The organism is Limnohabitans rimovensis (SeqCode) (genome assembly GCF_965234775.1).
GTDB classification, from domain to species: Bacteria; Pseudomonadota; Gammaproteobacteria; order Burkholderiales; family Burkholderiaceae_C; genus Limnohabitans; species Limnohabitans rimovensis.
The window spans coordinates 519,329-545,176 of the sequence record NZ_OZ248562.1; the positions used below are offsets into that span (position 1 = coordinate 519,329).

General features: G+C 57.6%; 23 protein-coding genes and 1 tRNA gene. 9 read left to right on the top strand and 15 right to left on the bottom strand.

Features of this window, described 5'->3' with window-relative positions; all coding sequences use genetic code 11:
* Positions 1–6: 6 nt before the first annotated feature.
* Positions 7–798, bottom strand: a complete 792-nt coding sequence (locus tag AC8GFZ_RS02500) for an aspartate/glutamate racemase family protein (RefSeq protein ID WP_506642014.1) — start codon at positions 796–798, stop codon at positions 7–9.
* Positions 799–835: 37 nt separating this feature from the next.
* Positions 836–2,242: an FAD-binding oxidoreductase gene (locus AC8GFZ_RS02505; protein ID WP_506642016.1), complete on the bottom strand. Its 1,407-nt coding sequence runs from the start codon at positions 2,240–2,242 to the stop codon at positions 836–838.
* Positions 2,243–2,408: 166 nt separating this feature from the next.
* On the opposite strand from AC8GFZ_RS02505, the gene dctP reads away from it, so the two are divergent.
* From dctP to AC8GFZ_RS02520, 3 genes are all read left to right on the top strand, one after another.
* Positions 2,409–3,413, top strand: a complete 1,005-nt coding sequence (dctP, locus tag AC8GFZ_RS02510; RefSeq protein WP_506642018.1) for a TRAP transporter substrate-binding protein DctP — start codon at positions 2,409–2,411, stop codon at positions 3,411–3,413.
* Between the two features lie 62 nt (positions 3,414–3,475).
* A complete protein-coding gene (locus AC8GFZ_RS02515; protein WP_506642020.1) occupies positions 3,476–3,997 on the top strand; it encodes a TRAP transporter small permease in 522 nt (173 codons plus the stop codon).
* Positions 3,994–5,313 carry a TRAP transporter large permease gene (locus AC8GFZ_RS02520; protein ID WP_506642022.1) on the top strand — a complete coding sequence of 440 codons (1,320 nt, stop codon included), beginning with the start codon at positions 3,994–3,996 and terminating at the stop codon, positions 5,311–5,313. The genes AC8GFZ_RS02515 and AC8GFZ_RS02520 overlap by 4 nt, the downstream gene beginning before the upstream one ends.
* Before the next feature lie 19 nt (positions 5,314–5,332).
* Here AC8GFZ_RS02520 and AC8GFZ_RS02525 read toward each other — a convergent pair whose 3' ends face one another.
* Genes AC8GFZ_RS02525 through purT form a run of 3 tightly spaced genes read right to left on the bottom strand, consistent with a single transcriptional unit; the run spans position 5,333 to position 7,885 of the window.
* Positions 5,333–6,379 (bottom strand): class I SAM-dependent methyltransferase, encoded by a 1,047-nt coding sequence (locus AC8GFZ_RS02525; RefSeq protein WP_506642024.1) that lies wholly within the window; start codon positions 6,377–6,379, stop codon positions 5,333–5,335.
* Positions 6,376–6,660 (bottom strand): hypothetical protein, encoded by a 285-nt coding sequence (locus tag AC8GFZ_RS02530; RefSeq protein ID WP_506642026.1) that lies wholly within the window; start codon positions 6,658–6,660, stop codon positions 6,376–6,378. The genes AC8GFZ_RS02525 and AC8GFZ_RS02530 overlap by 4 nt, the downstream gene beginning before the upstream one ends.
* Before the next feature lie 37 nt (positions 6,661–6,697).
* A complete protein-coding gene (gene purT, locus AC8GFZ_RS02535; RefSeq protein ID WP_506642028.1) occupies positions 6,698–7,885 on the bottom strand; it encodes a formate-dependent phosphoribosylglycinamide formyltransferase in 1,188 nt (395 codons plus the stop codon).
* A gap of 81 nt (positions 7,886–7,966) precedes the next feature.
* Between purT and AC8GFZ_RS02540 the strand changes: the two genes are divergently transcribed.
* Positions 7,967–9,613, top strand: coding sequence for an FAD-dependent oxidoreductase (locus AC8GFZ_RS02540; protein WP_506642030.1), 1,647 nt, complete (start codon positions 7,967–7,969; stop codon positions 9,611–9,613).
* A 7-nt stretch (positions 9,614–9,620) separates the two neighbouring features.
* Here AC8GFZ_RS02540 and AC8GFZ_RS02545 read toward each other — a convergent pair whose 3' ends face one another.
* Together AC8GFZ_RS02545 and AC8GFZ_RS02550 are read right to left on the bottom strand one after the other, a co-directional pair.
* The gene (locus AC8GFZ_RS02545) at positions 9,621–10,601 is read right to left on the bottom strand and encodes a Bug family tripartite tricarboxylate transporter substrate binding protein (protein ID WP_506642032.1); all 981 of its coding nucleotides are present in this window, start codon (positions 10,599–10,601) and stop codon (positions 9,621–9,623) included.
* A gap of 18 nt (positions 10,602–10,619) precedes the next feature.
* Positions 10,620–11,642, bottom strand: a complete 1,023-nt coding sequence (locus AC8GFZ_RS02550; RefSeq protein WP_506642034.1) for an amidohydrolase family protein — start codon at positions 11,640–11,642, stop codon at positions 10,620–10,622.
* A 161-nt stretch (positions 11,643–11,803) separates the two neighbouring features.
* Here AC8GFZ_RS02550 and AC8GFZ_RS02555 point away from each other — a divergent pair, with 161 nt between their 5' ends.
* The 3 genes from AC8GFZ_RS02555 to AC8GFZ_RS02565 are packed head-to-tail and all read left to right on the top strand — an operon-like array spanning position 11,804 to position 15,071.
* Positions 11,804–12,565 carry an SDR family NAD(P)-dependent oxidoreductase gene (locus AC8GFZ_RS02555; protein WP_506642036.1) on the top strand — a complete coding sequence of 254 codons (762 nt, stop codon included), beginning with the start codon at positions 11,804–11,806 and terminating at the stop codon, positions 12,563–12,565.
* 9 nt (positions 12,566–12,574) lie between these two features.
* Positions 12,575–14,218 carry a (2,3-dihydroxybenzoyl)adenylate synthase gene (locus tag AC8GFZ_RS02560; protein ID WP_506642038.1) on the top strand — a complete coding sequence of 548 codons (1,644 nt, stop codon included), beginning with the start codon at positions 12,575–12,577 and terminating at the stop codon, positions 14,216–14,218.
* Positions 14,219–14,228: 10 nt separating this feature from the next.
* Entirely contained in the window at positions 14,229–15,071 is an 843-nt protein-coding gene (locus AC8GFZ_RS02565) for an amidohydrolase family protein (protein ID WP_506642040.1), read from the top strand.
* A gap of 20 nt (positions 15,072–15,091) precedes the next feature.
* Here AC8GFZ_RS02565 and AC8GFZ_RS02570 read toward each other — a convergent pair whose 3' ends face one another.
* From AC8GFZ_RS02570 to ybiB, 7 genes are all read right to left on the bottom strand, one after another.
* Positions 15,092–16,171 (bottom strand): NHL domain-containing protein, encoded by a 1,080-nt coding sequence (locus AC8GFZ_RS02570; protein WP_506642042.1) that lies wholly within the window; start codon positions 16,169–16,171, stop codon positions 15,092–15,094.
* Positions 16,172–16,220: 49 nt separating this feature from the next.
* Positions 16,221–16,296, bottom strand: a tRNA-Thr gene (locus AC8GFZ_RS02575).
* Positions 16,297–16,320: 24 nt separating this feature from the next.
* Positions 16,321–17,328 carry a class 1 fructose-bisphosphatase gene (locus tag AC8GFZ_RS02580; RefSeq protein WP_506642044.1) on the bottom strand — a complete coding sequence of 336 codons (1,008 nt, stop codon included), beginning with the start codon at positions 17,326–17,328 and terminating at the stop codon, positions 16,321–16,323.
* The gene (gene pepN, locus AC8GFZ_RS02585; protein ID WP_506642046.1) at positions 17,325–20,006 is read right to left on the bottom strand and encodes an aminopeptidase N; all 2,682 of its coding nucleotides are present in this window, start codon (positions 20,004–20,006) and stop codon (positions 17,325–17,327) included. Before pepN ends, AC8GFZ_RS02580 begins: the two co-directional genes overlap by 4 nt.
* Positions 20,007–20,042: 36 nt before the next feature.
* A protein-coding gene (gene prfB, locus AC8GFZ_RS02590; protein ID WP_506642048.1) for a peptide chain release factor 2 occupies positions 20,043–21,147 on the bottom strand; the annotation gives its coding sequence in 2 pieces (ribosomal slippage) (positions 20,043–21,065 and positions 21,067–21,147; 1,104 coding nt in all).
* A 96-nt stretch (positions 21,148–21,243) separates the two neighbouring features.
* On the bottom strand, positions 21,244–22,038 hold the full coding sequence (gene cobA, locus AC8GFZ_RS02595; protein WP_506642050.1) for a uroporphyrinogen-III C-methyltransferase: 795 nt from the start codon (positions 22,036–22,038) through the stop codon (positions 21,244–21,246).
* The gene (ybiB, locus tag AC8GFZ_RS02600) at positions 22,035–22,973 is read right to left on the bottom strand and encodes a DNA-binding protein YbiB (RefSeq protein WP_506642052.1); all 939 of its coding nucleotides are present in this window, start codon (positions 22,971–22,973) and stop codon (positions 22,035–22,037) included. Before ybiB ends, cobA begins: the two co-directional genes overlap by 4 nt.
* Before the next feature lie 38 nt (positions 22,974–23,011).
* Here ybiB and tsaD point away from each other — a divergent pair, with 38 nt between their 5' ends.
* Positions 23,012–24,073 (top strand): tRNA (adenosine(37)-N6)-threonylcarbamoyltransferase complex transferase subunit TsaD, encoded by a 1,062-nt coding sequence (gene tsaD, locus AC8GFZ_RS02605; RefSeq protein ID WP_506642054.1) that lies wholly within the window; start codon positions 23,012–23,014, stop codon positions 24,071–24,073.
* Here the strand turns inward: tsaD and AC8GFZ_RS02610 are convergent.
* Positions 24,067–24,435, bottom strand: coding sequence for an Hsp20/alpha crystallin family protein (locus tag AC8GFZ_RS02610; protein WP_506642056.1), 369 nt, complete (start codon positions 24,433–24,435; stop codon positions 24,067–24,069). The genes tsaD and AC8GFZ_RS02610 overlap by 7 nt on opposite strands.
* Before the next feature lie 91 nt (positions 24,436–24,526).
* Between AC8GFZ_RS02610 and AC8GFZ_RS02615 the strand changes: the two genes are divergently transcribed.
* Positions 24,527–25,846: a branched-chain amino acid ABC transporter substrate-binding protein gene (locus AC8GFZ_RS02615; RefSeq protein WP_506642058.1), complete on the top strand. Its 1,320-nt coding sequence runs from the start codon at positions 24,527–24,529 to the stop codon at positions 25,844–25,846.
* Positions 25,847–25,848 lie beyond the last annotated feature (2 nt).

Genomic DNA, 25,848 nt, shown 5'->3' on the forward strand with positions numbered 1-25,848 from the left:
GGCCTTTTAGCCTTGCTCTAAAAATTCTTTCAAGGCCTGCTCGGGCGGATGGGCGTAGTTGCTGCGCCGGCTCACCGCGATGTCATCCAACTGGCGCATGCGCACAGCCATCTCGGCCGCCTTGATCATCACGGTGATGCCATTGATGATGGGTGCGCCCTCGGTTTGGATGCGAATTTTGCGGTGGTCTTGTCGGCCACCGAACATCATCATCGGCAGACCACCGGCCGGGACGATGACATCGGCACCAGCGGCCAACAGATGGTCCACCTCTTTTTGGAATTTGGGGGCCAACTCGGCATAGCCTTCTTCGGTGGCAAAGGCGTGCATGAAATCGCTCACCTTGCAATTGACCGCCCGCACGCCCACGCAGCGCTGGGTCAAGCCATAGCGAATCACCTGGTCTTCATGCCAAGGAATAAAGACGGGGTTGATGGTGATGAGGCCAAATTTTCGGCCCAAGGTGCAAGCGTGCATCATGGTGGTTTCGCCCAAGCCAATGACGGGGATGTCCACCAAAGACTTGACCTCGGCCAAACCGGCATCTTGAAAGTGCGAGATGGCAATGGCGCTGTAGCCTTGTTGTTGGGCGATGACCGCGTTCTTCATGAAGTTGCGAGCCATGCGAAATTCGGTGACAGCATGTGTCGTGGTGGCCGGCGGCGTGGTGGTGTTGAAGCTGTGGCTGAACGCGGGGTCGATGATGCGTTTGACATGGGCTTCGAGCTGGGTGATGTAGGGCGAATGGGCCACACGATCGGTGGCTCCTTGGATCCATATTTGGTGGGTGGTGCTCATGGTGTTTTCTGGTTCAAGGCAAACAAAGGTCTGGTGTTCAAGCCGGCGAGGGCAGGTCGAAAATTTTTCCGGGGTTGAGCAAATGGTGTGGGTCCAGGGCTTGTTTGATGACTTTCATCAAAGCAATTTCGGCGGGTTGACGCGAGCTGGACAAAAAAGGCTTTTTGATCAAGCCCACCCCGTGTTCAGCGGAAACGGATCCTTGAACTTTTTCGACCCAGGCATACACCAAGGACTCCACGGCATGATGCGGTTGTGCTTCTCCCATGCCAGGCACATGCACCACGACGTGCAGGTTGCAATCGCCCACGTGGCCAAAAAACAGCACCACGGCGTTGGGCCATTGTTCATGGATGGCGGCCAGCATGGCTTGGGTAGAGGCATGCATGGTCGGGGTGGGCAAACCGATGTCAAAACCAATGATGGGCCCCAAGACTTTGCCGTACTCGGCCACGCTGTCTCGAATGGCCCACAAATCTTGGTTGTCTTGTTCGCTTTGGGCCATCACCACATCGCACAGCACCTCAGATTCCAACAGCTCGGCCAGGCAATTTTGCAAACCGCCGCCTTGGGGGTGCGATGCAAAATGACCTTCTTCGATCAAGATGTGAAAGCCCTCTTTTTGGGCAAAGGGGTAGCGCAAATCGGGCAAGCCCGTGGTCATGCATTGAATGAATTCGGGCCACATCACTTCAAATGCGGACAGCCCCGGGCCCAAACATTTGCGCGCGTGTTGCAGGGTGTGCAACACCTGATCAAAGCTGTCGCACCGGCACATGGCGCTTTGTTGGTGCAAGGGCTTGGCTTGCAAGCGCAACACCACTTGGGTGATGACACCCAGGGTGCCTTCTGAGCCAATGAGCAGTTGCTTCAAGTCATAACCGGTGTTGTTCTTGAGCAAATGATTCATCGACGACAGCACGCTGCCGTCCGGCAGCACGCATTCCAGGCCTAGCACATGTTCACGTGTCATGCCGTAGCGAATGACCTTGTTGCCGCCTGCATTGGTGGCCAAATTGCCCCCAATCGTGCACGAGCCTCGCGAGCCTAAATCGATGGGGAAGTACAAGCCTGCAGCTTCGGCGGCATTTTGAATCTCTTGTAACGGGGTGCCCGCCCAAGCGGTCAGGGTGCCCATCAGCGGGTCAACGTTGGAGACACCGCACATTTTTTCGGTGGACAAGACCAAGCCATTTTCAATGGGGTGGGCGCCGCCAGCCAAGCCGGTCAAGCCCCCCTGGGTGACCACCGGGGTTTGGTGCCGCTGGCAGTGCTCAATCACCTGAGCCACCTCTTGGGTGTTGCGCGGATACACAACGCCCAGCGGAACGGTGCGGGGAAGGCCGCTCCAATCTTGCTGGTGCTTGATGTTGGCTTCAGCCCCTGTGACAAACCCGTAAGGCCCCAGGCTTTTGAGGAGTTCTGCGGCGAGGGTGCTGGACATGGTGGCTTTGACAATGAATGCGGTGTGTTCGAGCCATTATGCCGATGCATTGGCGCACAACAGGGCAAGGGAAAACCTCCTCAAACTTTTCTTGCAAAGCGCCCTGTTCATCATTAGGATGTGCGACTTGTTCATTTTTCATCTTGAACCTCATCAACTTCATCATATGAATACCAAAAAGCTACTTCCCGCCTTGCTTCTTTCTGTGGCCGCCTGGGCCATGCCCGCCAAGGCCATGGACACCTTGTCTGCGGTCCATGCGTTTCCGACCACCTGGGTCTATTCCAAAAGCTTTTTGGAATATGTGCGCAAAGTCAATGCCGCAGGCAAAGGCATTGTGGAAATCAAAGTGCGTGGTGGCCCTGAGGCCATTGGCCAGTTCGAGCAGCCCAATGCGGTGCGCGATGGCGTGGTTGACATGGTCTATACCCCTTGTGCGTTTTATGCCGGTAGCGTGCCCGAGTGCGACGCGGTCAGCTCCAGCACCCTGGATGGCCCCACGGCACGCAAATCTGGCGCTTTGGCCGCCCTCAATGAAGCCCACATTCGCCGCATGGGTGTGACGTATTTGGGCTGGATGGACAGTGGCATTCGTTTCCACATGTGGTTCAAGTCTCAACCCAAAATTGATGCCAATGGCAATTTGGACATCGCCGGTGTGAAGTTGCGTGGCAACCCGATTTACAACGCGTTTTTCACCAATTACCTCAAAGCCCAAATCATCAACTTGCCTTCGACCGAGGCCTACACCGCACTCGAGCGCGGCACGGTGGATGCCACAGGTTGGACCGAAATTGGTTTGATGGATGCCAACTGGGACAAGTTTCTGAAGTTCCGTTTGGACCCACCCTTTTTCACCACCGACTTAGGCGTCATCATCAACGTGCGCAAGTGGAATTCCTTGTCAGACAAGTCCAAAGAAATTCTGCAAAAAGTCATGATCGAGCACGAGGTCTCTTCCATGAAAGATTTGCGTGAACTGCGCAACCGCGAATTTGCTGAGTTGGAAAAGCGCGGTGTGAAAGGCGTTTCATTGGGTGCTGCCGCAGCCGCCAAGTTTGGAGAAGAGGCCCGCAACGCCAGCTACGAGCGCATGCGCGAGCGTTTGGCCAAAATTGGCGCCTCTGATGATGTGAGCAAGTTCAAGAATTTGTTTGCACCCGCCAAGTAACTCCCTGACTGCGCCCTTGTTCACTGCAAGGGCGCATTTTTCATTTTCTTGATCGGACCTGTATGAACCGCGCCTACACATGGCTGGTGAATGCCATGGCATGGCTGGCTGGCCTGTTGATGGCGGCGATGATGCTCAGCATTTGCATCGATGTCATCGTGCGCAACCTCGGGTTTCAAAGCTCGGCGCATTTGTTCACCTTCACCGAATACGCCTTGCTCATCGTGCCGTGTTTGGGCGCGCCCTGGTTGGTGCGCGAAAAGGGCCACGTTTATGTGGAAATTCTTCTCATGTCTGTGAATGAAAGTTTGCGCCGTTGGATGACTTTTGCCGTGGGCGTGGGCTGTGTAATGGTGTGTGGCTTGATCGCTTGGTATGGTTTTGAGGTGACTTGGACCAATTACGTGCGGGCCGATGTGGATGTGCGGTCTATGGACATGCCGCGCTGGATGGTGGTGATCTTCATTCCCATTGGTTTTTTAATGATGGGTGTTGAATTCACCCGCCTGCTGCTGAAAGGCGAAAGTGTCCTCGGTGACTTGAGTTCTGCCTTGTCGACGCAAAAAACCGAGAGCAAGCCATGAACTTGGAGTGGTATTGGGCGGCCACCGCCTTGTTTGGCATGTCATTGATTTTCATGCTGGTGGGTGTGCCGGTGGCATTGGCGTTTTGTGCCGGCAACTTGGTGGCGGCTTTTTTGTTCATGGGTGGTGCGAACGGCATCATCCAAACCGTCAACAACGGCTTTGGGTCCATGACCTCTTTTGCCTTGGTGCCCATCCCCATGTTTTTGCTCATGGGTGAGCTTTTCTATCACACCAATTTGGCCACCCGCTGCTTCAATGCGGCCGATAAATTGCTGGGCAATTTGCCCGGGCGTTTGTCGTATGTGACCTTGATCGGTGGCACCGCATTTGCGGGCCCTGCCGGGTCGAGCATGGGCGCTTGCGCATTGCTGGGCTCGCTGATGGTGCCCGAGATGACCAAGCGCGGCTACAACAAGTATTTGTCGATTGGGCCCATCATGGGGGTGGGTGGCTTGGCTGTGATCATCCCGCCCTCGGCATTGACAGTGCTGCTGGCCACTTTGGGCCAAACCGATGTGGGTGACTTGTTGATTGCTGGCATCATCCCTGGCTTTGTGTTGGCCCTGATGTACGGGGTATTGATTTGGGCCTGGACACGTTTCGACCCGACGGCAGCGCCCCAGTACACCGCAGAACCGGTGTCGCGGCAAGAAAAGTTGCGCTTGATCGTGGTCGATGTGCTGCCCATGGTGGCGGTGATTGCCTTTTCGGTGCTGATCATGCTCACCGGTTGGGCCACGCCGACGGAGGCTGCGGCCTTGGGTGCTTTGTCGGTGGTGGTGCTGGCAGCCTGTTATGGTGAGATGACCTGGTCGGCCTGGGTCAAGTCGCTGGAAGGGGCTTTGCGCATCACGGTGATGTCGTTCTTGATCATTTTTGGCTCGGCCACGTTTGCGCAAATTTTGGCGTTCACGGGGGCTTCCAGCGGTTTGATGAGTTGGGCTTTGTCCTTTGAGCTGACGCCCATGGGCATGTTGATGATCATGCTGGCCATGATTTTGTTTTTGGGTTGCTTCATGGACCAACTCTCCATGATGTTGCTGACCGCGCCGATCTTTTTCCCCTTGGCCAAGACCTTGGGATTCGATCTGACTTGGTTTGGCCTGATCATGCTCTTGGCCCTGGAGATTGGCTACACCACACCGCCATTTGGCCTGCTGTTGTTCGTCATGAAGGGTGTCGCGCCCCCTGAAACGACGATGAAAGACATTTATTTGGCGGCGATGCCTTTCATCGGTTGCGTGCTGCTGCTGATCGCCATGATCATTGTTTTTCCACCCCTGGCCACTTGGTTGCCCAAGCTGTCGCATTAGCGGCGGTTGGGTGAACTGATCACAAAGCTTTGCGCGCTTGGACCACGGTCCAAGGAAAGCGCCAATAGGGATAAGCGGGCGCCAGGGCTTGGTCGTTTTCAGCAAATGGCGTGATGCTGATGTCGGTGAAGCCCAGGGACTGCAAGTGGCCTTGCAAATCAAACGCCGCCAAACTTTGCATAAATGGTTCGTTGTTGCGCACAGAGTGGCCTGCATGAATGAAGTGGGTGAACTCATCGGCGCCTGGTTGCACCTGGGGTAAAAAATCCAAATGCACGGTCCATCCACCGGGTTCGAGCAAACGGTGGGCTTGCACAAATAGTTCGGCCAGATGCGTGGTGGGTAATTCGTGCAACAGCATGGTGGATGTGACCAAGTCATATTCCGCATCCCTCAAACCTGTGGCGCAGGCATCGGCTTGCATGTAGCGCACATGGGCAATGTTTTCTTGCGCGTCCAAATGCTGCGCCAGTTTCAAGCAGGGCATGGATAAATCGGTGGCCGTCACTTGGGCTTGGGCAAATTGCAGGGCAAAAGGCCGGGTGCTTTTGCCAAAGCCACAACCCAAATCCAAGATGCGCTGAGGCTTCGTGAAAGCACCGACTTGTCGGGTGAACCGGTGGTGCAAATCGAAATGTTTGTCCAATGGGGTGGTGGAGCGCGCACCACGCTCATAAACAAAGCCTGCCAAGCTGTCGCCCATCAGGCCGCCTGGGTGCTGATGCACATCAAATGAGGGGTAATAGGCGGGCACCTGGAATCCGGCCACCGTGGGTACATTCTGTTTGGCCAACGTTGCTTCCAGGGTCGGGCGCTGGGTTTCGTGCCAGGGGGCCAGGCCATAGCGGCCGGCGTATTTCATGCGCTGTAAGTGGCGCTCCATCCAGGCGTAAAAGGGGTACAAGTCGTTGTCCTGCATGCGGGCGTCCACAGGTGTCGCCGCATGGGCAACATGGGCGCGGTCTTGCTCACGCAACAGCGGGTACATCTGGGTGGTCCAAAACTTTTTGGCGCCCAACAGAAAGTCTTGAGCCGCAGAAAAGGCGCGCGCATCGACCGTGCTCATGGTTGGACCCCTCGACTGCTTTCTTGACCCAACAGCGGGGACAGCAGGTGCGCCACAAAGGCATCCCGATCGGCTTGGTGTTGGGCCAATACCTCGGGCGCCACTTCTTGGTTCAGGCTTTGTGCATCCACGGCGCCCTTGTCCATCAATTGGGTTTCCAGTGCGCGAAGCCGATCGCGCAGGACATACACCTCGGTGGCCAAAGCCATGGTCACGCCCATGAGGCGATCAATGGCTGGGTCTTTGAAAAAAACCTGTTCAGCGGCATGGGGTGTGGGCATGTGGGGCTCCTGTCGTGACATATGGGATGGCAATGACTCAAATCACCTTGATTTTGGCGGCCGCTGCACGCGCAGTGGCCAAGGCGTTGCTGCCGCTGGCCAAGGCCACGGCCATGCGCCGATAGGGGCGGGTGCTGGGCTTGCCAAAAATGCGCACATCCACGCCGGGCACGCTCAGCGCTTGTTCCACACCTTCAAAGCGCGGGTTGACTCCATCGTGGCTGGCCAACACCACGGCACTGGCGCCTTCGCGGGCTTCGATCAAAGGGATGGGCAGTCCCAAGATGGCGCGTGCGTGCAAGTCGAACTCGCTCAAGTTTTGGCTCACCAAGGTGACCATGCCGGTGTCGTGTGGTCGCGGGCTGAGCTCGCTGAAGATCACCTCATCGCGGGTGACAAAAAACTCCACACCAAACAAACCCACGCCACCCAAATTGGCGGTGACTTTTTCCGACATGTCTTGCGCCGCTTTCAAATGCGCGGCCGACATCGCCTGGGGTTGCCAGCTGTATTGGTAGTCGCCGCGCTCTTGCACATGGCCAATCGGCGGGCAAAAGAGTGTGGGCCCATGGCGTTGGCGCACCGTGAGCAAGGTGATTTCATATTCAAAATGGATGAACTCTTCGACGATGACTTTTTTGCGGTCACCGCGCATGCCCGCACAGGCAACATCCCAGCTGTTATCAATGTCTGCGGCGGTGTGGGCCACGCTTTGGCCTTTGCCCGATGAACTCATCACCGGTTTGATCACCACTGGAAAGCCAATGGCTTGGGCTTGGGCCAGCAACTCGGCGGCCGATTCGGCATATGCATAGCGCGCGGTGCGGACCCCCAGTTCGGTGGCCACTTGGCGGATGCGGTCGCGGTTCATGGTCAGGTTGGCCGCACGGGCGCTGGGAATCACGGTTTGGCCTTGCAACTCGACTTCCAACAACACCTCGGTGCGTATGGCCTCGATCTCGGGCACCACAAAGTCAGGCCGGTGGGTGGCAATGGCATGGCGCAGCGCCGCTTCGTCGAGCATGCTGAACACCATGTGTTCGTCGGCCACTTGCATCGCTGGTGCCCCGGCATAGCTGTCGCAGGCCACCACATGGCAGCCCAAGCGTTTGGCGCTGATGACAAATTCTTTGCCCAATTCGCCTGAGCCAAGCAAAAGGATTTTTTTCATGGGGTGTTCCTGCTGAATGCTGATGGGTTTGATCACATCATGTGGCGGGCTCATCAAGCCGCCAGCGTGGTGATTGGTGAAATAATGCCAGTATATGTTTGCCACCTCTGCACCTTGCCCACCGTCTGCCCTTCCATGATTCAAGTTCCTGTGCTCATTGTGGGGGGCGGCCCCAGCGGTTTGATGTTGGCCAATGAACTGGGCATGCGTGGTGTGTCCACTTTGCTGGTGGATGCCAAGCCTTCCACCGCTTTCAATCCCCAGGCCAATGCCACCCAGGCCCGCACCATGGAGCATTACCGCCGCTTGGGCTTTGCGCAAGAAATTCGCCAACTGGGCTTGCCCCCAGACCACCCCACCGACATTGCGTACTTCACCCGCTTGGGTGGCCATGAGTTGGCGCGTTTGCGCTTGCCCACACCGTCACAAGCCACCAGCCGCGTTCGCGGCATGACGGGTGCTTGGAGCGCGGCCGAGTTGCCCCACCGCGTGTCACAAAAATGGGTCGAGCCGGTGCTGCTCAAGCACGCCCAAAAGTGGCCCAGCAACGACATTCGCTTTGGTTGGCGATTGGCGCGTTTTGAAGCCGGTGCCGACCATGTCGATGCCTGGGTGAGTCCCGTGGAAGGTGGCGATTTGGTGCATGTGCGTGCGCAATTCATGATCGGCGCCGATGGGCCGCGCAGCATGGTCCGTTCCACTTTGGGCATTTCTTACGAGGGCGCCAGTGGCGTCAAGCGCGACTTCATGGGTGGGGTGATGCATGCGGTGTACCTGCGCTCCTCCCAGCTTTACAGCCAAATCCCCCACGACCGGGCTTGGATGTATGTGGCCTTCAATGCCGAGCGTCGCGGTTTTTTGGTGTCTGTGGATGGCCAGCAAGAGTTTGCCTTTCATGCCGCCTTGCACGAGGGCGAAGATGGCCAATCCTTGGACCATGCGGCTGCGCGGGCGTTGATGCGACAGGTGTTGGGCTTTGAGGTCGACGTGGACATTTTGTCCACCCAAAACTGGACCGCTGGCCACTCATTGGTGGCTGAAAAATTCTCCGAGGGGCGTGTTTTTTTGATGGGCGACGCCGCTCACTTGTTCACCCCCACGGGTGGCTTGGGTTACAACACCGCAGTGGAAGATGCGGTCAATTTGGGCTGGAAATTGGCCTCGGTGTGCAAAGGCATCTCGCCTTTGGGATTGCTCGACAGTTACGGCATCGAGCGCAAGCGCTTGGCTTTGCGCAACACCGCTTATGCGCGCCAATTTGCCGATTCTGTCGGCTTGTTCCAAGCCCACCCTGATTTAGAGAGCCCTGGTGAGGTGGGCGAGTCTTTGCGCGCCCAAGCCAGCGAGGTGCTGAATGCCCATGTGCGTTTGGAATTCAACATTCCCGGCGTGACCTTCGGCGGGCGTTATGACGGCTCGCCAGTGATCTTGGCCGATGGCACGGCACCGCCCCCTGACACGGCCAACGACTACCAACCCACCGCCTGCCCAGGCGGCAGACCGCCGCATGCATGGATGCCCGATGGGCAGTCGCTGTTCGATGTGTTTCACCGCGAATGGACGTTGCTGTTGCTGGGAGAGGGCCCGTGGGACACATTGGCAGTGCTCGCGCAAGCCCAAACATTGGGCATGGATCTGCGCTTGGTGCAGCCCGATGTGCCCGAGCTCAAAGCCCTGTACCAAGCCAGCATGGCTTTGATCAGGCCCGACCACATCGTGGCTTGGCGTGGAGAGGATGGCGAATCCCTGGCCGTGCATTTGCCCCGGGTCTTGGGGCATTGATGCGGGCTTATTCGATGGGGATTTTGGCGTCGGCCACGGTCTTGCGCCAACGGGCGTAGTCGGCTTTGACCAAATCCCCGAGTTGTTCGGGGCTGCTGATTTGGATGGCCAGGCCTTGTGCGGTCAGTTGTTCGCGCACCTCGGGCAAGGCCAGCACAGCGCTGACGTCACGGTGCAGGCTTTTCACGACATCGCCAGATGTTTTGGCAGGGGCCAGCAGGGCGTACCAAGAATCCACCGCGTCCATGAAGTCAATGCCCAGCTCTTTGAACACCGGCACCGTGGGTGTGATGGGGGAGCGCGCAGCGCCAGTGGCTGCCAGCATGCGCAAGCGTCCCGACTTGACGTGCGGCAGCATGGAATGCACGCTGGCAAACATCAACTGAACTTGCCCGCCGATCAAATCGGTGGTGGCATTGCTGATGCCTTTGTAGGGCACATGCAGCATGTCAAAACCCAGTTGTTGCTTCATCAATTCCATGGCCAGGTGGTGCGGTGTGCCATTGCCCGGTGAACCGAAGTTGATTTGTCCAGGTTTGGCCTTGGCCAAAGCAATCACGCCGGCCAAATCTTGGGCGCCAATTTGGGGGTTGACCACGATGGCGAAATTGGCCACGGCCATTTTCATGATCGGGGTGAAATCGGTGGTGGGGTCAAATGGCACTCGCTTGTACATGTTGGGGGCCATGGTGATGGTGTTGATGGCCATCAGCAACGTGTGTCCATCGGGCGCCGCTTTGGCCACGGCATCGGCCCCGATGTTGCCACTCGCCCCTGGCTTGTTGTCCACCACCACGGCTTGTTTCCAGCGCTCGCTCAGCTTGGGCGCGATGATGCGGGCAATGATGTCGCTGCCGCTGCCGGGGGTGAAGGGCACCACCAGGGTGACGGTGCGCTCTGGGTAAGCGGCCCATGTGCTGGCTGCACAAAAAAGGCTGACCACTGCGCACAAGCATTTGAATGTATTGATGAAAGATCTGCGGTACATCGTGTCTCCAATGGAAATTCAGGTGTTTTTGCTGCGTAGCAACTTGAAGGCATTGCCGAAATAAATCTTGCGCGCGTCTTCCACCGGCAGGTTCAGGTCTTCGATGGAGCGGATGCCTTCGCGGATGAACATCGGGCCTTCTTCCGGGTCAAACGGACAGTCGCTGGCAAACACCACATGGTCGGGTCCAAAGAAATCCAATCCGCAGCGCAAAGCCGATGCCGATCCGCCCAGCACGGTGTCGCCATAAAACATTTTGAAATAGTCGATGGGCGGTTTGGACAAACGCTTGAGCACATCGGCCTCAGCACCATCCGCGCTGCGGCTGCCCATTTGCGCCCACAAGGTTTCGGCGCGGCCTGAAAAGTAGGGCAGCATGCCGCCGCAGTGGTGGGTGATCAAGCGCAGCTCGGGCAATTTTTCCAGCAAGCCGGAAAATACCATCCGCGCCATGGCCACACTGGTTTCCATCGGCCAGCCCAACACCTGCCATATTTCGTATTGCGAGCGGTCTTCGCTGGGATAGTCGGCGCGCGAGCCGGGGCGGGTGGGGTGCATCCACACCGGCAGTTGGTGGTGGTGGGTGATGCGCTCAAAAACTGGAAAGAACTCTGCGCTGTCCATGGCGCGGCCATTCACGCTGGTGAGGATTTGCACCCCTTTGGCACCCAACTGATCGATGGCGAAGTCCATCTCTTTCAACGCAGCCTCGGGGTTGTTCATCGGCAACGAGGCCACAAAGCCGGGAAATTTATGCGGCCATTGGCGGCAAATGTCGGCCATGCCTTCATTGGCCACCCTGGCGTATGCCGGCGAATCATCCGGCCCACCCAACATATCGGGGGAGGGCACGGCCAAAGAAATGATTTGCTGCACATCCGGAAATTGGTCCAGCATGGCCACCCGCGCAGGCATGTCCCACAGCATGCGCAATTGGCTCATGCGTTTGACCATGCCGGGCTCTTTGCCATGGGTTTTGACCAGTTCCACATAGGCCGGGGGCATGACGTGGTTGTAAATATCGATCTTGACGCTGCTCACGATGGGCTTTCTGAGGAGTGGGGTTGGGCAATCCAAGTGGACTGCCTCAGTTGGGGCTGGATTTGACCACAGCAGTTTTGCGCTCTGATACAGTTGCCCGCGGCCCAGTGCTGGGCGCCATTTGAAGCGTTTTTTCAACTTCCTCCCTGAGTAATTTCCCCATGAACGATCGAAAAAAAGCCCTGGTCACCGGTGGTGCCACGGGCATTGGCCGCAGCGCCGTGTTGGCCTTGGCCAAAGCGGGCTATGACGTGGCCATCAATTACGCCTCCAGCGCCAAGGCGGCGCAAGAGGTGGCGGCCTTGGCCCAAGGCATGGGGGCTCAGACCATGCTGTTGCCTTGCGATGTGAGCGACGAGAAAGCAGTGCGCGCCATGTTTGCCCAGGTGGAGGCGCAGTTTGGTCATTTGGATGCCTTGGTGAACAACGCGGGCACCACCGCTAAATGGAAAGTCAAAGACCTGGAAAGCCTGGACCTGGCTGAATGGGACCGCACCTTTGCGGTCAATGTGAGGGGGCTGTTTCAAGTCACACGCGCCGCCGTTCCCCTGCTGAAAAAAGGGCACAACCCCAGCATCGTCAACACCGCCAGCATCGTGGGCTTGCGACCCGGACCGCAGCCCCTGCCATATGCGGCCAGCAAGGCGGCGGTGGTCAACATGACCAAAACCCTGGCCTGGAACCTGGGGCCTGAAATCCGCGTGAATGCAGTCGCCCCAGGGTGGATGGAAGGCGATTGGATGGAGCGCATGTTGGGGGATAAATACGATGACTTGATGGGCAAGCGCGCCAAGCTCACGCCACTCAAGCGCTGTGTCACGGCCGACGATGTCGCCGAGACCATGATGAGCTTGATCCAAGGCAACCGTTTTGTGACTGGTGAAATCATCGTCATCGACGGTGGCTTCACCAGTTCAACTTGAGGGGGATATATGTTGGAAGGTTTTGTTCCGTTTCCCCCCGAATACGCGGCCCAATACCGCGCCAAAGGATATTGGAAAGACCGCGCCTTGCGCGACGAGTTTGACGATGTGTTTCGCACCCACGGCCCACGCGTGGCCTTGATCGATGGCCCTCGCCAATACAGCTATGCCGATGTCGATCGCTTGAGCAGCAATTTGGCGCTCAACCTGATGGACCTGGGCCTCAAGCCCTTGGACCGCGTGGTGCCCACCCTGCCCAATGTGGCCGAGTTTGTGATCCTGTACTTTGCCTTGCAAAAAATCGGCTGTATACCGATAGCTGCGTTGGTCACGCACCGCTTTGCGGAGATCAGCCAGTTCACCCAGCTGTCCCAGGCCGCTTGCTGTGTATATCCGGATCGCGCGGGCGACTTTGTCTTTGGCCCGATGATCGATCGGGTGCAAACGGCCAACCCGTGTTTGCGAATGCGATTGGTCTTGGGCCAAGCCGGGCCTGGCGAGCATGATTTGCGCGCCTTGATCGACAAACCCGCCCAGCGCCCCGCAGACGATTGGCGCCACATCGCCATCGACCCCACCGACCCGTGCATTTTTCAACTCTCGGGTGGCACCACCGGCATCCCCAAGCTGATTCCCCGCACCAACAACGATTACGCCTACAACTCCAAGGTCGCCGCTGAAGTGGTGCAGGTCGGGCCAGATTCTGTGCTGCTGCTGGTGCTGCCCATTGCCCACAACCTGCCCTTGGCTTGCCCCGGTATTCAAGGCTTCATGTTTCAAGGCGCAACCGTGGTTTTGCACGGCAACACCCGCCCGGGCGAGATGTTTGCGTTGATTGAGCGCCATGGGGTCACCCACATCAAGGTGGTGCCGGCTTTGTTGATCCGCTTGATCAATGACCCGTCCATCACCGACCACCAACTGGATTCGGTGAAGCTCATCCAAAGCGGAGGTCAGCGCATGCAACCTGAGGTGCGCTTGCGCACACGGCAACTGTTTCGCAACGCATTTGTGCAAGAAAACTTTGGCATGAGCGAAGGCCTGTTGATGTTTGTGCGCGCCGGCGACCCTGAAGAGGTGTTGTTGGAAACTTGCGGCCGCCCGGTGTGTGCGGATGACGAGGTGATGTTGATTGACGATGAAGGCCGCGTGGTGCCCGATGGTGAGGTGGGTGAGCTGGCTTGCCGTGGCCCTTACACATTGCGCGGCTACTACGGCGTGCCCGAATACAACGCGCGCCAATTCACCACCGATGGGTTTTACCGCTCGGGCGATTTGATGCGCAAGCACCCCAGCGGCAACTATGTGGTCGAGGGGCGCAAAAAAGACCTGATCAACCGTGGCGGTGAAAAGATCAGCGCCGAAGAAATTGAAAACCTCATCCTGATGCACCCTGCGGTGCAAAACGTGGCTTGTGTGCCCATGCCCGACCCGGCCATGGGCGAAAAAATGTGCGCCTGTGTGATTTTGAAGGCCGGTCAATCTTTGAACTTGGGCGAGTTGGTGGCGTTTTTGGCCGAGCAAGAAATCGCCAAGTTCAAATTGCCCGAACGCTTGGAAATCCTGCCCGACTTTCCGGTGTCCACCTTTGGCAAGGTGTCCAAAAAATCCCTGGGCGAGATGGTTGCTGCCAAACTCGCTGCAAAGCTCTGAAGGAATCAAAATGCGCGTGATCGATTTGCATTGCTACCCCGGTACCCAAACCTGGATCGACTCCCAAGGCCCATACCCCGAGGCCTTGGCCACCTATTGGAAGCGCGACTGGGTCGCCAAAACTGAGGACGAGGTGATCGCCGAGTTCACCGGTGCGGGTGTAGATGCTTGCTTGGTCGCCCTGGACTTGGAGACCACGGTGGCCACGCCGCCTTGCACCAATGAGTATGTGCACGGCATCTGGAAGCGCCACCCAGATCGCGTGATTCAGTGTTGGGGTGCGGTTGAGCCGGCCAAAGGTGAAATCGCCATTCGGCAAGTGCAAAAAGCAGTCAACGAGTTGGGCTTCATCGGCTTTCACTTTCACCCCATCATGCAGCACTTTGCGGTCAACGACCGCCGCCATTACGACCTGTTTGAGGTGATCAATGGCCTGGGTGCCGCCGTCATGATTGACGTGGGCACCACCGGCATGGGTGCAGGCATGCCTGGCGGCAACGGAGCCCGGGTGCGCCATGCACACCCATCGCACATCGATGACTTGGCGGCTGACTTTCCCAACCTGAAAATCATCATGGCCCACCCCGGTTGGCCCTGGGTAGAAGAAACCACTGCGGTGGCCTTGCACAAAGGCAACGTCTACTGGGAGATGTCAGGCTGGGCGCCCAAGCACTTCCCGGGCAATTTGAAAGTGGACATCCGCGGCCGCTTGCAAGACAAGATCATGTTTGGCAGCGACTACCCCAGCTTGCCCTATGCGCGCATCTTCAAAGAGTGGAACGAACTCGGCTACAAAGACGAAGTGATGGAAAAAATCATGCACGGCAATGCCGAGCGGGTGTTGGGGCTCTGAAGCCCTGGTAAGCGCGGGGCTTAGAAGGTAGTGGTGAAAGTGGTGACAACACCGGTTGTCAAATCAATTTTTCGTAATTTTGTTCCGTTTTGATCACCCACGTAAAGGGTTGTACCGTTCAAGGCAATCCCTCTGGGTGTGTAAAACCTGGCGGCTGTGCTGGTGCCATCAGTACTTCCAGAAACTGCGGTCAGGCTGGTGTCAATCGTTCCAGCACTGCCGGCAAAAGTGGTGACTGCGTTGGTGGTTGTATCAATTTTGCGTATCGCATGGTTACGTGTATCTGTGACATAAAGGGCGTTGTTAGTGAATACCAGAGTGGTAGGCACGTAAAAATTGGCAGAAGATCCAGTGGCTGAATTTTTATAACCGCTGGTACCGGCAACGCCAGCAATGGTGGTCACGGTGCCCGATGTAATGTCAATTTTTCGAATGGTGTGATTGGATGAATCGCTGACATAAACAACGTTGTTTGTTGTGTCAATCGCAATGCCTGTGGGTTGATTGAACAAGGCGCTCAGGCGAGTCACAGTCACAGAGGTGGTTGAGGTGGTTGTTCCTGATGTGCCAGCTGTTCCGGCCCAGGTTTCACTCGCCTCACTGGTCAGGGATATTTTCTTGATGGCGTGGTTGTTTGCGTCAGCCACGTAAAGGTCGTTTGTTAAAACAGCCATCTCAATGGGGTAACTGAAGGATCCACCTGTGGCGTAATTCGCGACTGTTTTTGTACCCGTCAGTGAAGTGATTTTTCTGAGCAAGCTGTTTCCAGTGTCGGCTACCACTAAGGTGGTGGTGCTGGTCATTGCCAAACCCATGGGGTTGTTGAACCGTGCAGCTGTCCCATCGCCATTGGTGGTTCCCGTGACGTTGTCGCCACCGGCCAAGGTCACGGGAGTGTTGGTGAGGGAGGACGGGTCCAGTGATTGGATCGTGCTGCGGCCCGCATTGGCAATGTACAGCTTGCTGTTTGTACTGTCGTAAGCCAAACCATAAATGGTGGTGTAAGTGGTGGTGCTGGAGCTTGAATCACCGCTACCAGGACAAGCCGTCAACAAGACAGACACAGCCAGAGCGGTCAAAATTTTGGATGAGGTATTCATGGACAGGCCTTGGTGATGTGATGGGATCCCATTGCGGGGTACAACCTGTTGGTGCCGGAAAGAGGAATCGAACCCCCGACCTTCTCATTACGAATGAGCTGCTCTACCAACTGAGCTATTCCGGCTTTGGGAAAATTATAAAGGTCGGCTCAATGTGAAGCGCCTTGGTGGTACTGGGTGATGCGATCGACTTCGTTTTTCGAGCCCAAGATCACGCTGACGCGCTCATGCAATTGGCTGGGCTGGATGTCCAAGATGCGTTGCCGGCCATTGGTCGCGGCGCCACCGGCTTGCTCGATCAACCACGACATGGGGTTGGCCTCGTACATCAAGCGCAACTTGCCAGGTTTGTGCGGCTCGCGTTGGTCCCAGGGGTACATGAACACGCCGCCACGGGTGAGGATGCGGTGCACATCGGCCACCATGCTGGCAATCCAGCGCATGTTGAAGTCTTTGCCGCGCGGGCCTAGTGTGCCCTGCAAGCATTCGTCGATGTAGCGCTTGACTGGCTCGTCCCAGTGGCGCATGTTGCTCATGTTGATGGCAAATTCTTTGGTGTCGGCGGGTATCTGTACCTTTTCTTGGGTCAAGACAAACGAGCCTTGCTCACGGTCCAAGGTGAACATGGCCACGCCATCGCCCACCGTCAACACCAAAGTGGTTTGGGGGCCATAGACACAATAACCAGCCGCCACTTGTTGCTGCCCGGCTTGCAAGAAGTCGGCTTCGCTCACACCATCCGGGCCGTCGGGTTTGCGCAGCACGCTGAAGATCGTGCCAATGCTGACATTGACGTCTATGTTGCTGGACCCATCGAGTGGGTCAAACAGCAGCAGGTATTCGCCTTGCGGGTAGCGGTTGGGCACGAGGTGGATGCTGTCCATTTCTTCAGAGGCCATGGCCGCCAAGTGACCGCCCCATTCGTTGGCCTCGATCAGCACCTCGTTGGCAATGATGTCGAGTTTCTTTTGCACTTCGCCTTGCACATTTTCAGAACCAGCGCTGCCGAGCACGCCACCCAAGGCGCCTTTGTTGACCGAGTGGCTGATGCCTTTGCAAGCGCGCGCCACCACTTCGAGCAGCAAACGCAATTCAGGTGGAATTTTGCCTTTGGCCCGTTGCTCTTCGACCAAATAGCGTGACAGTGAAACGCTCATGGTTTTGTCTCCTGCAAGGCGCGGGTCACCACCTCGCGCACGTCTTTGCTCAAATCGGCCTTGGCGGCGACGCGTTTGATGGCTTCGCGGGCCGCATCTTGGTAGGGTTGGGCCAGTTTGCGCCAGCGGTCCATGGCGCGGGCCAATCGGGCCGCCACCTGGGGGTTGATGGCGTCAATTTCAATCACCCGTTCGCTCCAAAAGACATAACCCGATGCATCCGACCGGTGAAATGCAGCTAGGTTGCCTTGGCAAAAGGTGGAAATCAGGCTGCGCGCGCGGTTGGGGTTGCGCAGCTGAAAGTCGGGGTGCCGCATCAGTTGTTTCACTTGGGCCAGCACCGAGCCATCTTGGTCGGGTGCGCTGGCTTGCAGGGCAAACCATTTGTCAATGACCAACTCGTCGTGCACAAAAAGTTGGTGGAACTGTGACAACGCTTGGGCGGCATGGGGATGCTGGGCATGCACCAAGGCTTGCAATGCGCCCATGCGATCGGTCATGTTGGTGGCACGGCTGAACGCATGCAAAGCTTGATCTGGCCAATCAGAGCCGGTATGGCCCACAGCGCTCAGACACAGGTGTTGCAAGGCCAAGTTGGCCAATGCGCGTTGCCCCATGGCCTGGACACTGATGCTGAACGTGCCACGGGTGCGGTGAGTGGCGTAAACCTGTTCCCAAATCGGTTGCAGTTCACGTGCCAACTGCATGCGCATGGCTTGGCGCACCTGGTGGATGCGCAAAGGGTCCACCACGCTCAGTTGTTCGGCCAGATAGGTCTCACTGGGCAAGGTGAGCACCAGTTCGATGAAGGCGGGGTCCAACTGTGGGTTTTGTAAAACCTGGCCAAAGGCTTGCACCACTTCGGGCGGCAGGATGGGGCCTGCTGGAGCCTGGCCTTCGATGGCCGACAAGGCGGCACGGGTCGCCAAACGCTGACCGGCCTCCCATTGGTTGAAGGGGTCGCTGTCGTGTGCCAGCAGGGTGAGCAATTGGGCCTGGCTGTATTCAACATGCAAAACCACAGGGGCACTGAAGCCGCGCAGCAAAGAGGGCACTGGCGCTTGGGCAATGCCGTCAAAGACCCATTGCTGCTCAACCTCATGCAGCACGCACAACTGGTTGTGCGGCAGGGCATGGCCTTGTTCATCGAGCAAGCCGACCATGACGGGAATCACAAAGGGCGCTTTGCTGTCTTGACCTGGGGTGGGGGCGCAGCTTTGGCGCAGGGTGAGGGTGTAGCGCTGGTTTGCCGGGTCGTGCACACCGCTGGCATGGACCTGGGGCGTGCCCGCCTGCGAGTACCAGTTTTTGAAAGCGCTCAGGTGTTGGGCCAATGCAGAACCCGGGTTGGCGTCTGCAATGGCTTGTGCGAAGTCGTCGCAGGTGACGGCTTGGCCATCATGGCGCTCAAAATACAAGGCCATGCCACGGGCAAAACCTGCGCGACCCAATTCGTCTTGGGGTTGCGAGAGCAGGGTTTGCATCATGCGCACCACCTCGGCCCCTTTTTCGTAAACGGTGACGGTGTAGAAGTTGTTGATTTCTTGGTAGCTGTCCGGTCGCACCGGGTGGGCCATGGGGCCGGCGTCTTCGGCGAATTGCACATTGCGCAGCAAGCGCACGTCTTCAATGCGCTTGACCGCGCGAGCCGATGGCGAGCCCGCCAAGTCTTGGCTGAACTCTTGGTCGCGAAACACGGTCAAGCCCTCTTTGAGTGAGAGCTGAAACCAATCGCGGCAGGTGATGCGGTTGCCCGTCCAGTTGTGGAAGTATTCGTGACCGACGACGCTTTCGATGTTGGCGTAGTCGACATCGGTGGCCGTGGCCGGGCTGGCCAACACGTATTTGGTGTTGAAGATGTTGAGGCCTTTGTTTTCCATCGCCCCCATGTTGAAGTCGGAAGTGGCCACGATCATGAAGCGGTCCAAGTCCAAGCTCAAGCCGAAGCGGGCTTCATCCCAGGCGATGCTGGACATCAGGGATTGCATGGCATGGTCGGTTTTGTCCAAATCACCCGATCGCACATACACCTGCAGCACATGCTCTCGGCCTGAGCGGGCCGTGATGCGCTGCTCTCGGCAGACCAATTTGCCCGCCACCAGGGCAAACAAATAGCTGGGTTTTTTGTGCGGGTCCACCCACTTGGCCATGTGGCGGCCTTCACCCAAGTCGGCTTGTTCAACCAAATTGCCGTTGGACAACAGCACGGGGTAAGCGGCTTTGTCGGCACGCAAGCTGACTTGGTATAGCGACATCACATCGGGGCGGTCCAGGAAATAGGTGATGCGGCGAAAACCTTGGGCTTCACATTGGGTGAAAAAGGCGTCTTGGCTCAGGTACAGGCCAGAGAGTTGGGTGTTCTTTTGGGGCGAGCAGGTGGTGAAGATTTCCAACTCAAAGGCGTCATGGCCCTCGGGCAGGTTTTCCAACACCAATTGCCCTTGGTCCATTTTGAAACTGGTGCCTTGGCCGTTGACCATGACGCGGGCCAGGTTCAATTCTTCGCCATCCAAGCGCAGTGGTTGTGCCTCAACGTCTGGGTTGCGACGCACCTGCATTTTGTTGAGCACGCGGGTCTTCAGGGGGTCGAGGTCAATGGTGAGGTCGACGGCGTCGATCCAATATGCGGGGGGCATGTGGTCTTCGCGGCGAATCAGCGTGGCAGCGCCTTCTAGCATGTCAGATTCCTGTGAATGGTGAACGGCTGGTGGGGGTCAAACGCCTTGCTTGAGCGAGGCTTCGATGAAGGTGTCCAAGTCTCCATCCAGCACTTTTTGGGTGTTGCTGATCTCGACGTTGGTGCGCAAATCTTTGATGCGGCTTTGGTCCAGCACATAGCTGCGAATTTGGTGACCCCAGCCCACATCGGTTTTGGTGTCTTCGAGCTTTTGCTGGGCTTCCATGCGGATGCGCATTTCGTGGTCGTACAAGCGTGAGCGCAAACGCTTCCAGGCCACATCTCGGTTGCTGTGCTGGCTGCGGCCATCTTGGCACTGCACCACGATGCCGGTGGGGATGTGGGTCAAGCGCACGGCAGAGTCGGTTTTGTTGATGTGCTGGCCGCCTGCGCCACTGGCGCGATAGGTATCGGTGCGCACATCGGCCGGGTTGATGTCGATCTCGATGGAATCGTCCACCTCGGGGTAGACAAAGATGCTGGCAAAACTGGTGTGTCGCCCACCGGACGAGTCAAACGGCGATTTGCGCACCAAACGGTGCACGCCGGTTTCGGTGCGCAACAAACCAAAAGCGTATTCGCCCTCGATCTTCAAGGTGGCGCCTTTGATGCCGGCAACGTCCCCAGGGGATTCGTCTTCCAAGGTGGCCTTGAAGCCTTTGCGCTCGGCATATTTGAGGTACTGGCGCAACAACATGCTGGCCCAGTCACAGGCTTCGGTGCCACCCGCACCCGCTTGGATGTCCAAAAAGGCATTGTTGGGATCGGCTGGGTTGTTGAACATGCGCCGAAATTCGAGCTTTTCGATGTCGGCGGCCAGGCTGGTGGCCTCGTTGTCAATGGTGATCAGACCCGCTTCATCGTTCTCTTCTTTGCTCATGTCAAACAACTCCAGGTTGTCCGACAGTTCTTGGGTCAAGCGGCCCAGAACCAGCACGATGTCTTCCAGCGATTTTTTTTCGCGGCCCAGCTCCTGGGCTTTCTTGGGTTCGTTCCAAACGCTGGGGTCTTCCAGCGAAGCGTTGACGGTTCTCAGGCGTTCAAATTTGGCATCGTAGTCAAAGATACCTCCGCAACTCGACGGTGCGAGCGCTGAGGTCTTGCAACTGATTGCCAATTTGGTTGATGCGTTCTGCTTCCATGTGCGTGTGTCCGTCTGAGGTTTGAATGCGGCGATTTTCGCACGCGGGTGGGGCTTGATCTGCTTGGCGCGGGTTTGCACCCCAAGCAGCAGTGGTTCAGGGGTGATTTATTGCCGACGATTTGGGCATATCCGCGAAGATGCCCAAGGCTTGCATACCAGCCACAACTTGGCCGACCACCATGACAGTGGGGCTGGCAAAAGCCTGTTGGCTCACGCATTGGGCCAAATCACCCAAGGTGGTGAGCGCTTGGCGCTGTTGCGGCAAGCTGACGTCTTGCAGCAAAGCCACGGGGGTTTGGGTGGGCAAGCCCATCAGCAATTGCGATTGGATGTGCATCACCTGTGCCAGACCCATGTAAATGACCAAGGTCAATTGGGCCTGGTGAGCCGTGCGGGCCAGCTCGGCCCAAGGTGTGCCCAGGCCTTCCTTCTGGCGGTGACCCGTGATGAAAATCACCCCTTGGGCATGGTCACGGTGGGTGAGGGCGGTTTGGATGGAGGCCATGCCCGCCAAGGCCGAGGTGACGCCGTTGATGATTTCGACCTCAATGCCCGCGGCGCGCAGGTGATCGACCTCTTCGCCACCACGGCCAAAAATCAGCGGATCGCCCCCTTTGAGGCGCACCACGCGTTCACCATCCAGAGCGGCTTGAATCATGAGTTTGTGGATGAAGGCTTGCGGTGTGGAGCGGCAACCGCCGCGCTTTCCGACCCATATCACCCTGGCGGCTGGGTGGGCCAATGCGACGATGGCGTCGCTGACCAAATCATCCACCAAGATGACGCTGGCCGATTGCAAGGCTTTCAGGGCCTTGAGGGTTAGCAAATCCGGGTCGCCGGGACCGGCGCCGACCAGGGTCACTTGGGGATGGGTGACGCGTTTGGTCATGGCAGTGAATGCGTTGTGGAAGGGGCGCCCATTTGCTCGGCCAATCGGCACAGCACAGACACCTGCTGGACCAGCGGTGCGGGGACGGGGCTTTGACCGTCCAGTGCGCTTTGGATGAACGCGGCCGTGGCCAGGGCGCTGTTGTCCACCGGCAAGGCTGGCAGGTCGGTCAAGCTGCCGGCTTGTTGCTCGCACATCGGCATGGCCTGTCCCGCAACAAAGCCCGTCATGGCCGGTGTGCGCCGCGGATCGGCCACGGGCTCGCCTTCGGTGCCGCGCAGCAGCAATGCGTTGGCTTGGATCAGGCTCAAGGTGTGGGTCATGGACTGCGCATATTCGGGGTGGGTGTGGCTGCAGACCAAAAGGGCGCGCCCCTGAATGGGATTGAGCATTTTCACCAGGCTGTGGGCTGGGTTGCGCAAGCCCACCACACGCCGCACATCCAGCAACTTTTGCAAAGCTGGTGAGAGCACTTGGGTGGGGGCATAAAAAACGCGTCCGGGTTCAAGTCGGGTGGGGCGGTCCAAAGCTGCGGTCCCCATGGCCGCAAAGACCTGCTCACTGGTGACCCGTGTGTCTTCGGTGGTGCTGCCGTGAACCAACACCGCAAAGCCCTCACGCGCAATCAACCCAGCCAACAAGGGGGTGAGCAGGGGCAGCTTGCGCGAACCGTTGTAGCTGGGGATGACCACCGTGGGTTGGTTGGCGGGGCTTTCAAAATGGTGCAGTCTTTGTTGCGTGGCATCTAAAAACCCCGCCATCTCTTCTGGGGTTTCACCTTTGATGCGCATGGCCAAGCAAAAGGCGCCAATTTCAAGGTCGCTGACGTACCCGTCGAGCAATTGCCCCATCAAGTCCGCGGCTTGGGCGCGGGTCAGCGCGCGTGCGCCATCTTTACCTCGGCCAATTTCTTTGATGTATGCGCTGATGCCCATGCACGGATTGTCTCGCATGCCAGGGCTACACTGCGGCCATGATTGTTTTGGGCATTGAATCTTCTTGCGATGAAACCGGCGTGGCCTTGGTCAAAACGGTTGAGGTTTCCCCAGGTGCAGCCCCAACTTGGCCTGTTTTGCTGGCCCAAGCCCTTCACTCTCAAATTGAAATGCACCAAGCCTATGGCGGGGTGGTGCCCGAGTTGGCCAGCCGAGACCACATTCGCCGGGTCATTCCCTTGACGCAATCCGTTTTGGACCAAGCGGGTGTTCAAGCTGATGAGATTGATGTGGTGGCGTTCACGCGCGGCCCCGGATTGGCGGGTGCTTTGTTGGTCGGGGCTGGGGTGGCCGCTGGCTTGGCTGCGGCTTGGCACAAGCCTTTGTTGGGTGTGCATCACCTGGAGGGCCATTTGCTGTCGCCTTTTTTGAGCCAAGACCCACCCACCTTTCCTTTCGTGGCCTTGCTGGTGTCTGGTGGGCACACCCAGCTCATGCAAGTCAACGCAGTGGGGGACTATGCTTTGTTGGGCGAGACCATTGACGATGCCGCGGGTGAGGCCTTTGACAAATCGGCCAAATTGTTGGGCTTGCCTTACCCCGGGGGGCCTGGTTTATCACGCTTGGCCGAGCAGGGCAACCCCAAAGCATTTGCTTTGCCTCGTCCACTGTTGAACAGTGGCAACTTGGATTTTTCCTTTGCCGGCCTCAAAACGGCTGTGTTGACCCAGGTCCAGCGATTGGGCACCGACTTGCCAGCGCGAGTAGCCGATGTGGCAGCCAGCACCCAGGCTGCCATCGTTGAAGTATTGGTCAAAAAATCCATGCGCGCATTGGCGCAAACCGGGCTCAAACGCTTGGTGGTCGCTGGCGGCGTGGGCGCCAACAGCGCCTTGCGCACTCAACTCAATGCCCAATGCCAAGCCTTGGGCGTGCAGGTTCACTACCCCGAGTTGCATTTGTGCACCGATAACGGCGCCATGATTGCCATGGCCGCTGCCATGCGCATCCAGACTGTGCCTGGCTTGCGCATGGACCGCGATGGGGCCTTCGATGTGCGCCCTCGATGGCCTTTGCAGGAACTGTCAAACCATCACTGAACCGGCAAAGCTTGGGCTTTGCTTTGCGGCAGTTTTTTCGCCAGCACCAAATTCAAAATGCCGTTTTCCAGTTTGGCGCTGCTGGTGGCGGCATCTACGGGCATGGGCAATTCAAACTGTGCTTTGTAGACCCGATTGGCGTCTGTCGTGGTGTTGATTTGCACCATTTGCTCCTCGATTTGAACCACCAAATGCTCCTTGGACACACCGGGCATATCCATGCTCAAGCGGTATTGGTGTTCGTCTTGTTCAAATTGCGTGGGTGGGGCGTGCTGTGGGCGTGCCACCTCCTGCAAAAAGCGCTCGAGGCCCAGTCGGGCATTGGTGCGGTAAGTGGCAGGGGCGATGGGGGTAAAGAACATGGTTTTCTCCTTGTGGGGGGGTACACTGCGCGGCTGTTTTGCAGTCATCATCAGTTGCGACCAAGGTGTCGACATTCAAGGGCATTCGGGCATGTATCTTTTTTCAACATGGGTCTTGAAATGGGCGCGCTGGGTGCTATTTGCCGGCCTGTTTTTCAATGCTGCTTTGTGGGTTCATGCCCAGCCGGTCGCGCCTGCACCGATCAAGGTGGCGATGATCGAGTCGTTCAGTGGGCCCTTTGCCAACACTGGCGAAGCCGTGTGGCGAAACCTCTCTTGGGCCGTCGAGCGTGTTGCCCAGCGCGGCGGTGTCAAGCTGGCCGGTGGTCACCGACCTCTGCTCTTGGAGCGCTTTGACAGCAAAGGGCAGGTGGAGGAGGCGCTGGCAGCGATGCGATCTGCCATCGATGGCGGTGCTCGGGTGATATTGCAAGGCAATAGTTCGGCAATTGCCGCCGCATTGATGGAGGCGACGCAAAAGCACAATGATCGCGACCCTTCTCGCCAGGTGCTTTTCCTGAACTATTCGGCGGTGGACCCTGCGTTGACCCAGGAGCGCTGCAATTTTTGGCACTTCAGGTTTGATGCCCATGCAGATATGCGGATGAAGGCATTGATGGAGGTCATGCAAGCAGACCCATTGATTGAGCGCGTTTATTTGATCGCCCAAGACTACAGCTTTGGTCAGGCATTTGTGCGTGAAGCCAAGCGTCAGATGGCGCTGATGCCGCAAGCACCCAAAGTGGTGGGCGAAGAACTGCACCCCATGGGTCGGGTCAAAGACTTTATGCCGTATGTGCAAAAAATCAAGGCCAGTGGTGCTCAGGCGGTCATCACTGGAAATTGGGGCCAGGACCTGAGCTTGTTGGTCAAGGCCGCTCGAGACGCCGGATACAACGGCTATTTCTTCACCTTTTATGGCAATGCCTTGGGCGCACCGCAGGCCATGGGTGAGGCCGGTGTGGGCAAGGTGTTTGCGGTGGCCGAATGGATGCCCAATGTGGCGGGGTCCGAATCAGCGGCTTTTTATGCGGCTTTCAAGCAGCGTTTTCCTCAACCGCAAGACGATTACGTGCACATGCGCATGCAAGTGATGATGGAGATGTGGGTTCGCGCTGTCGAAACTGCGGGCAGCACCGAAGCGCTGGCCGTGGCCTTGCAGTTGGAGCGCTCGCAACTGGACATCTTTGGGCATCCAGCGCAAATGCGTGAGACTGATCATCAATTACAGCAAAATTTGGTGGTGGGGTTGATGGACAAGCTGGGTCAGCGCGGTGTTAAGCACGACAGTGAAGGGTCTGGCTATGGTTTTCGCGTGATCAAAACATTGACTGCCCGACAGGCCGAGTTGCCCAGCCGTTGTCGAATGACCCGACCGCCTTTGACCCCCAGCACCGAACTGCGTCGCTGAAC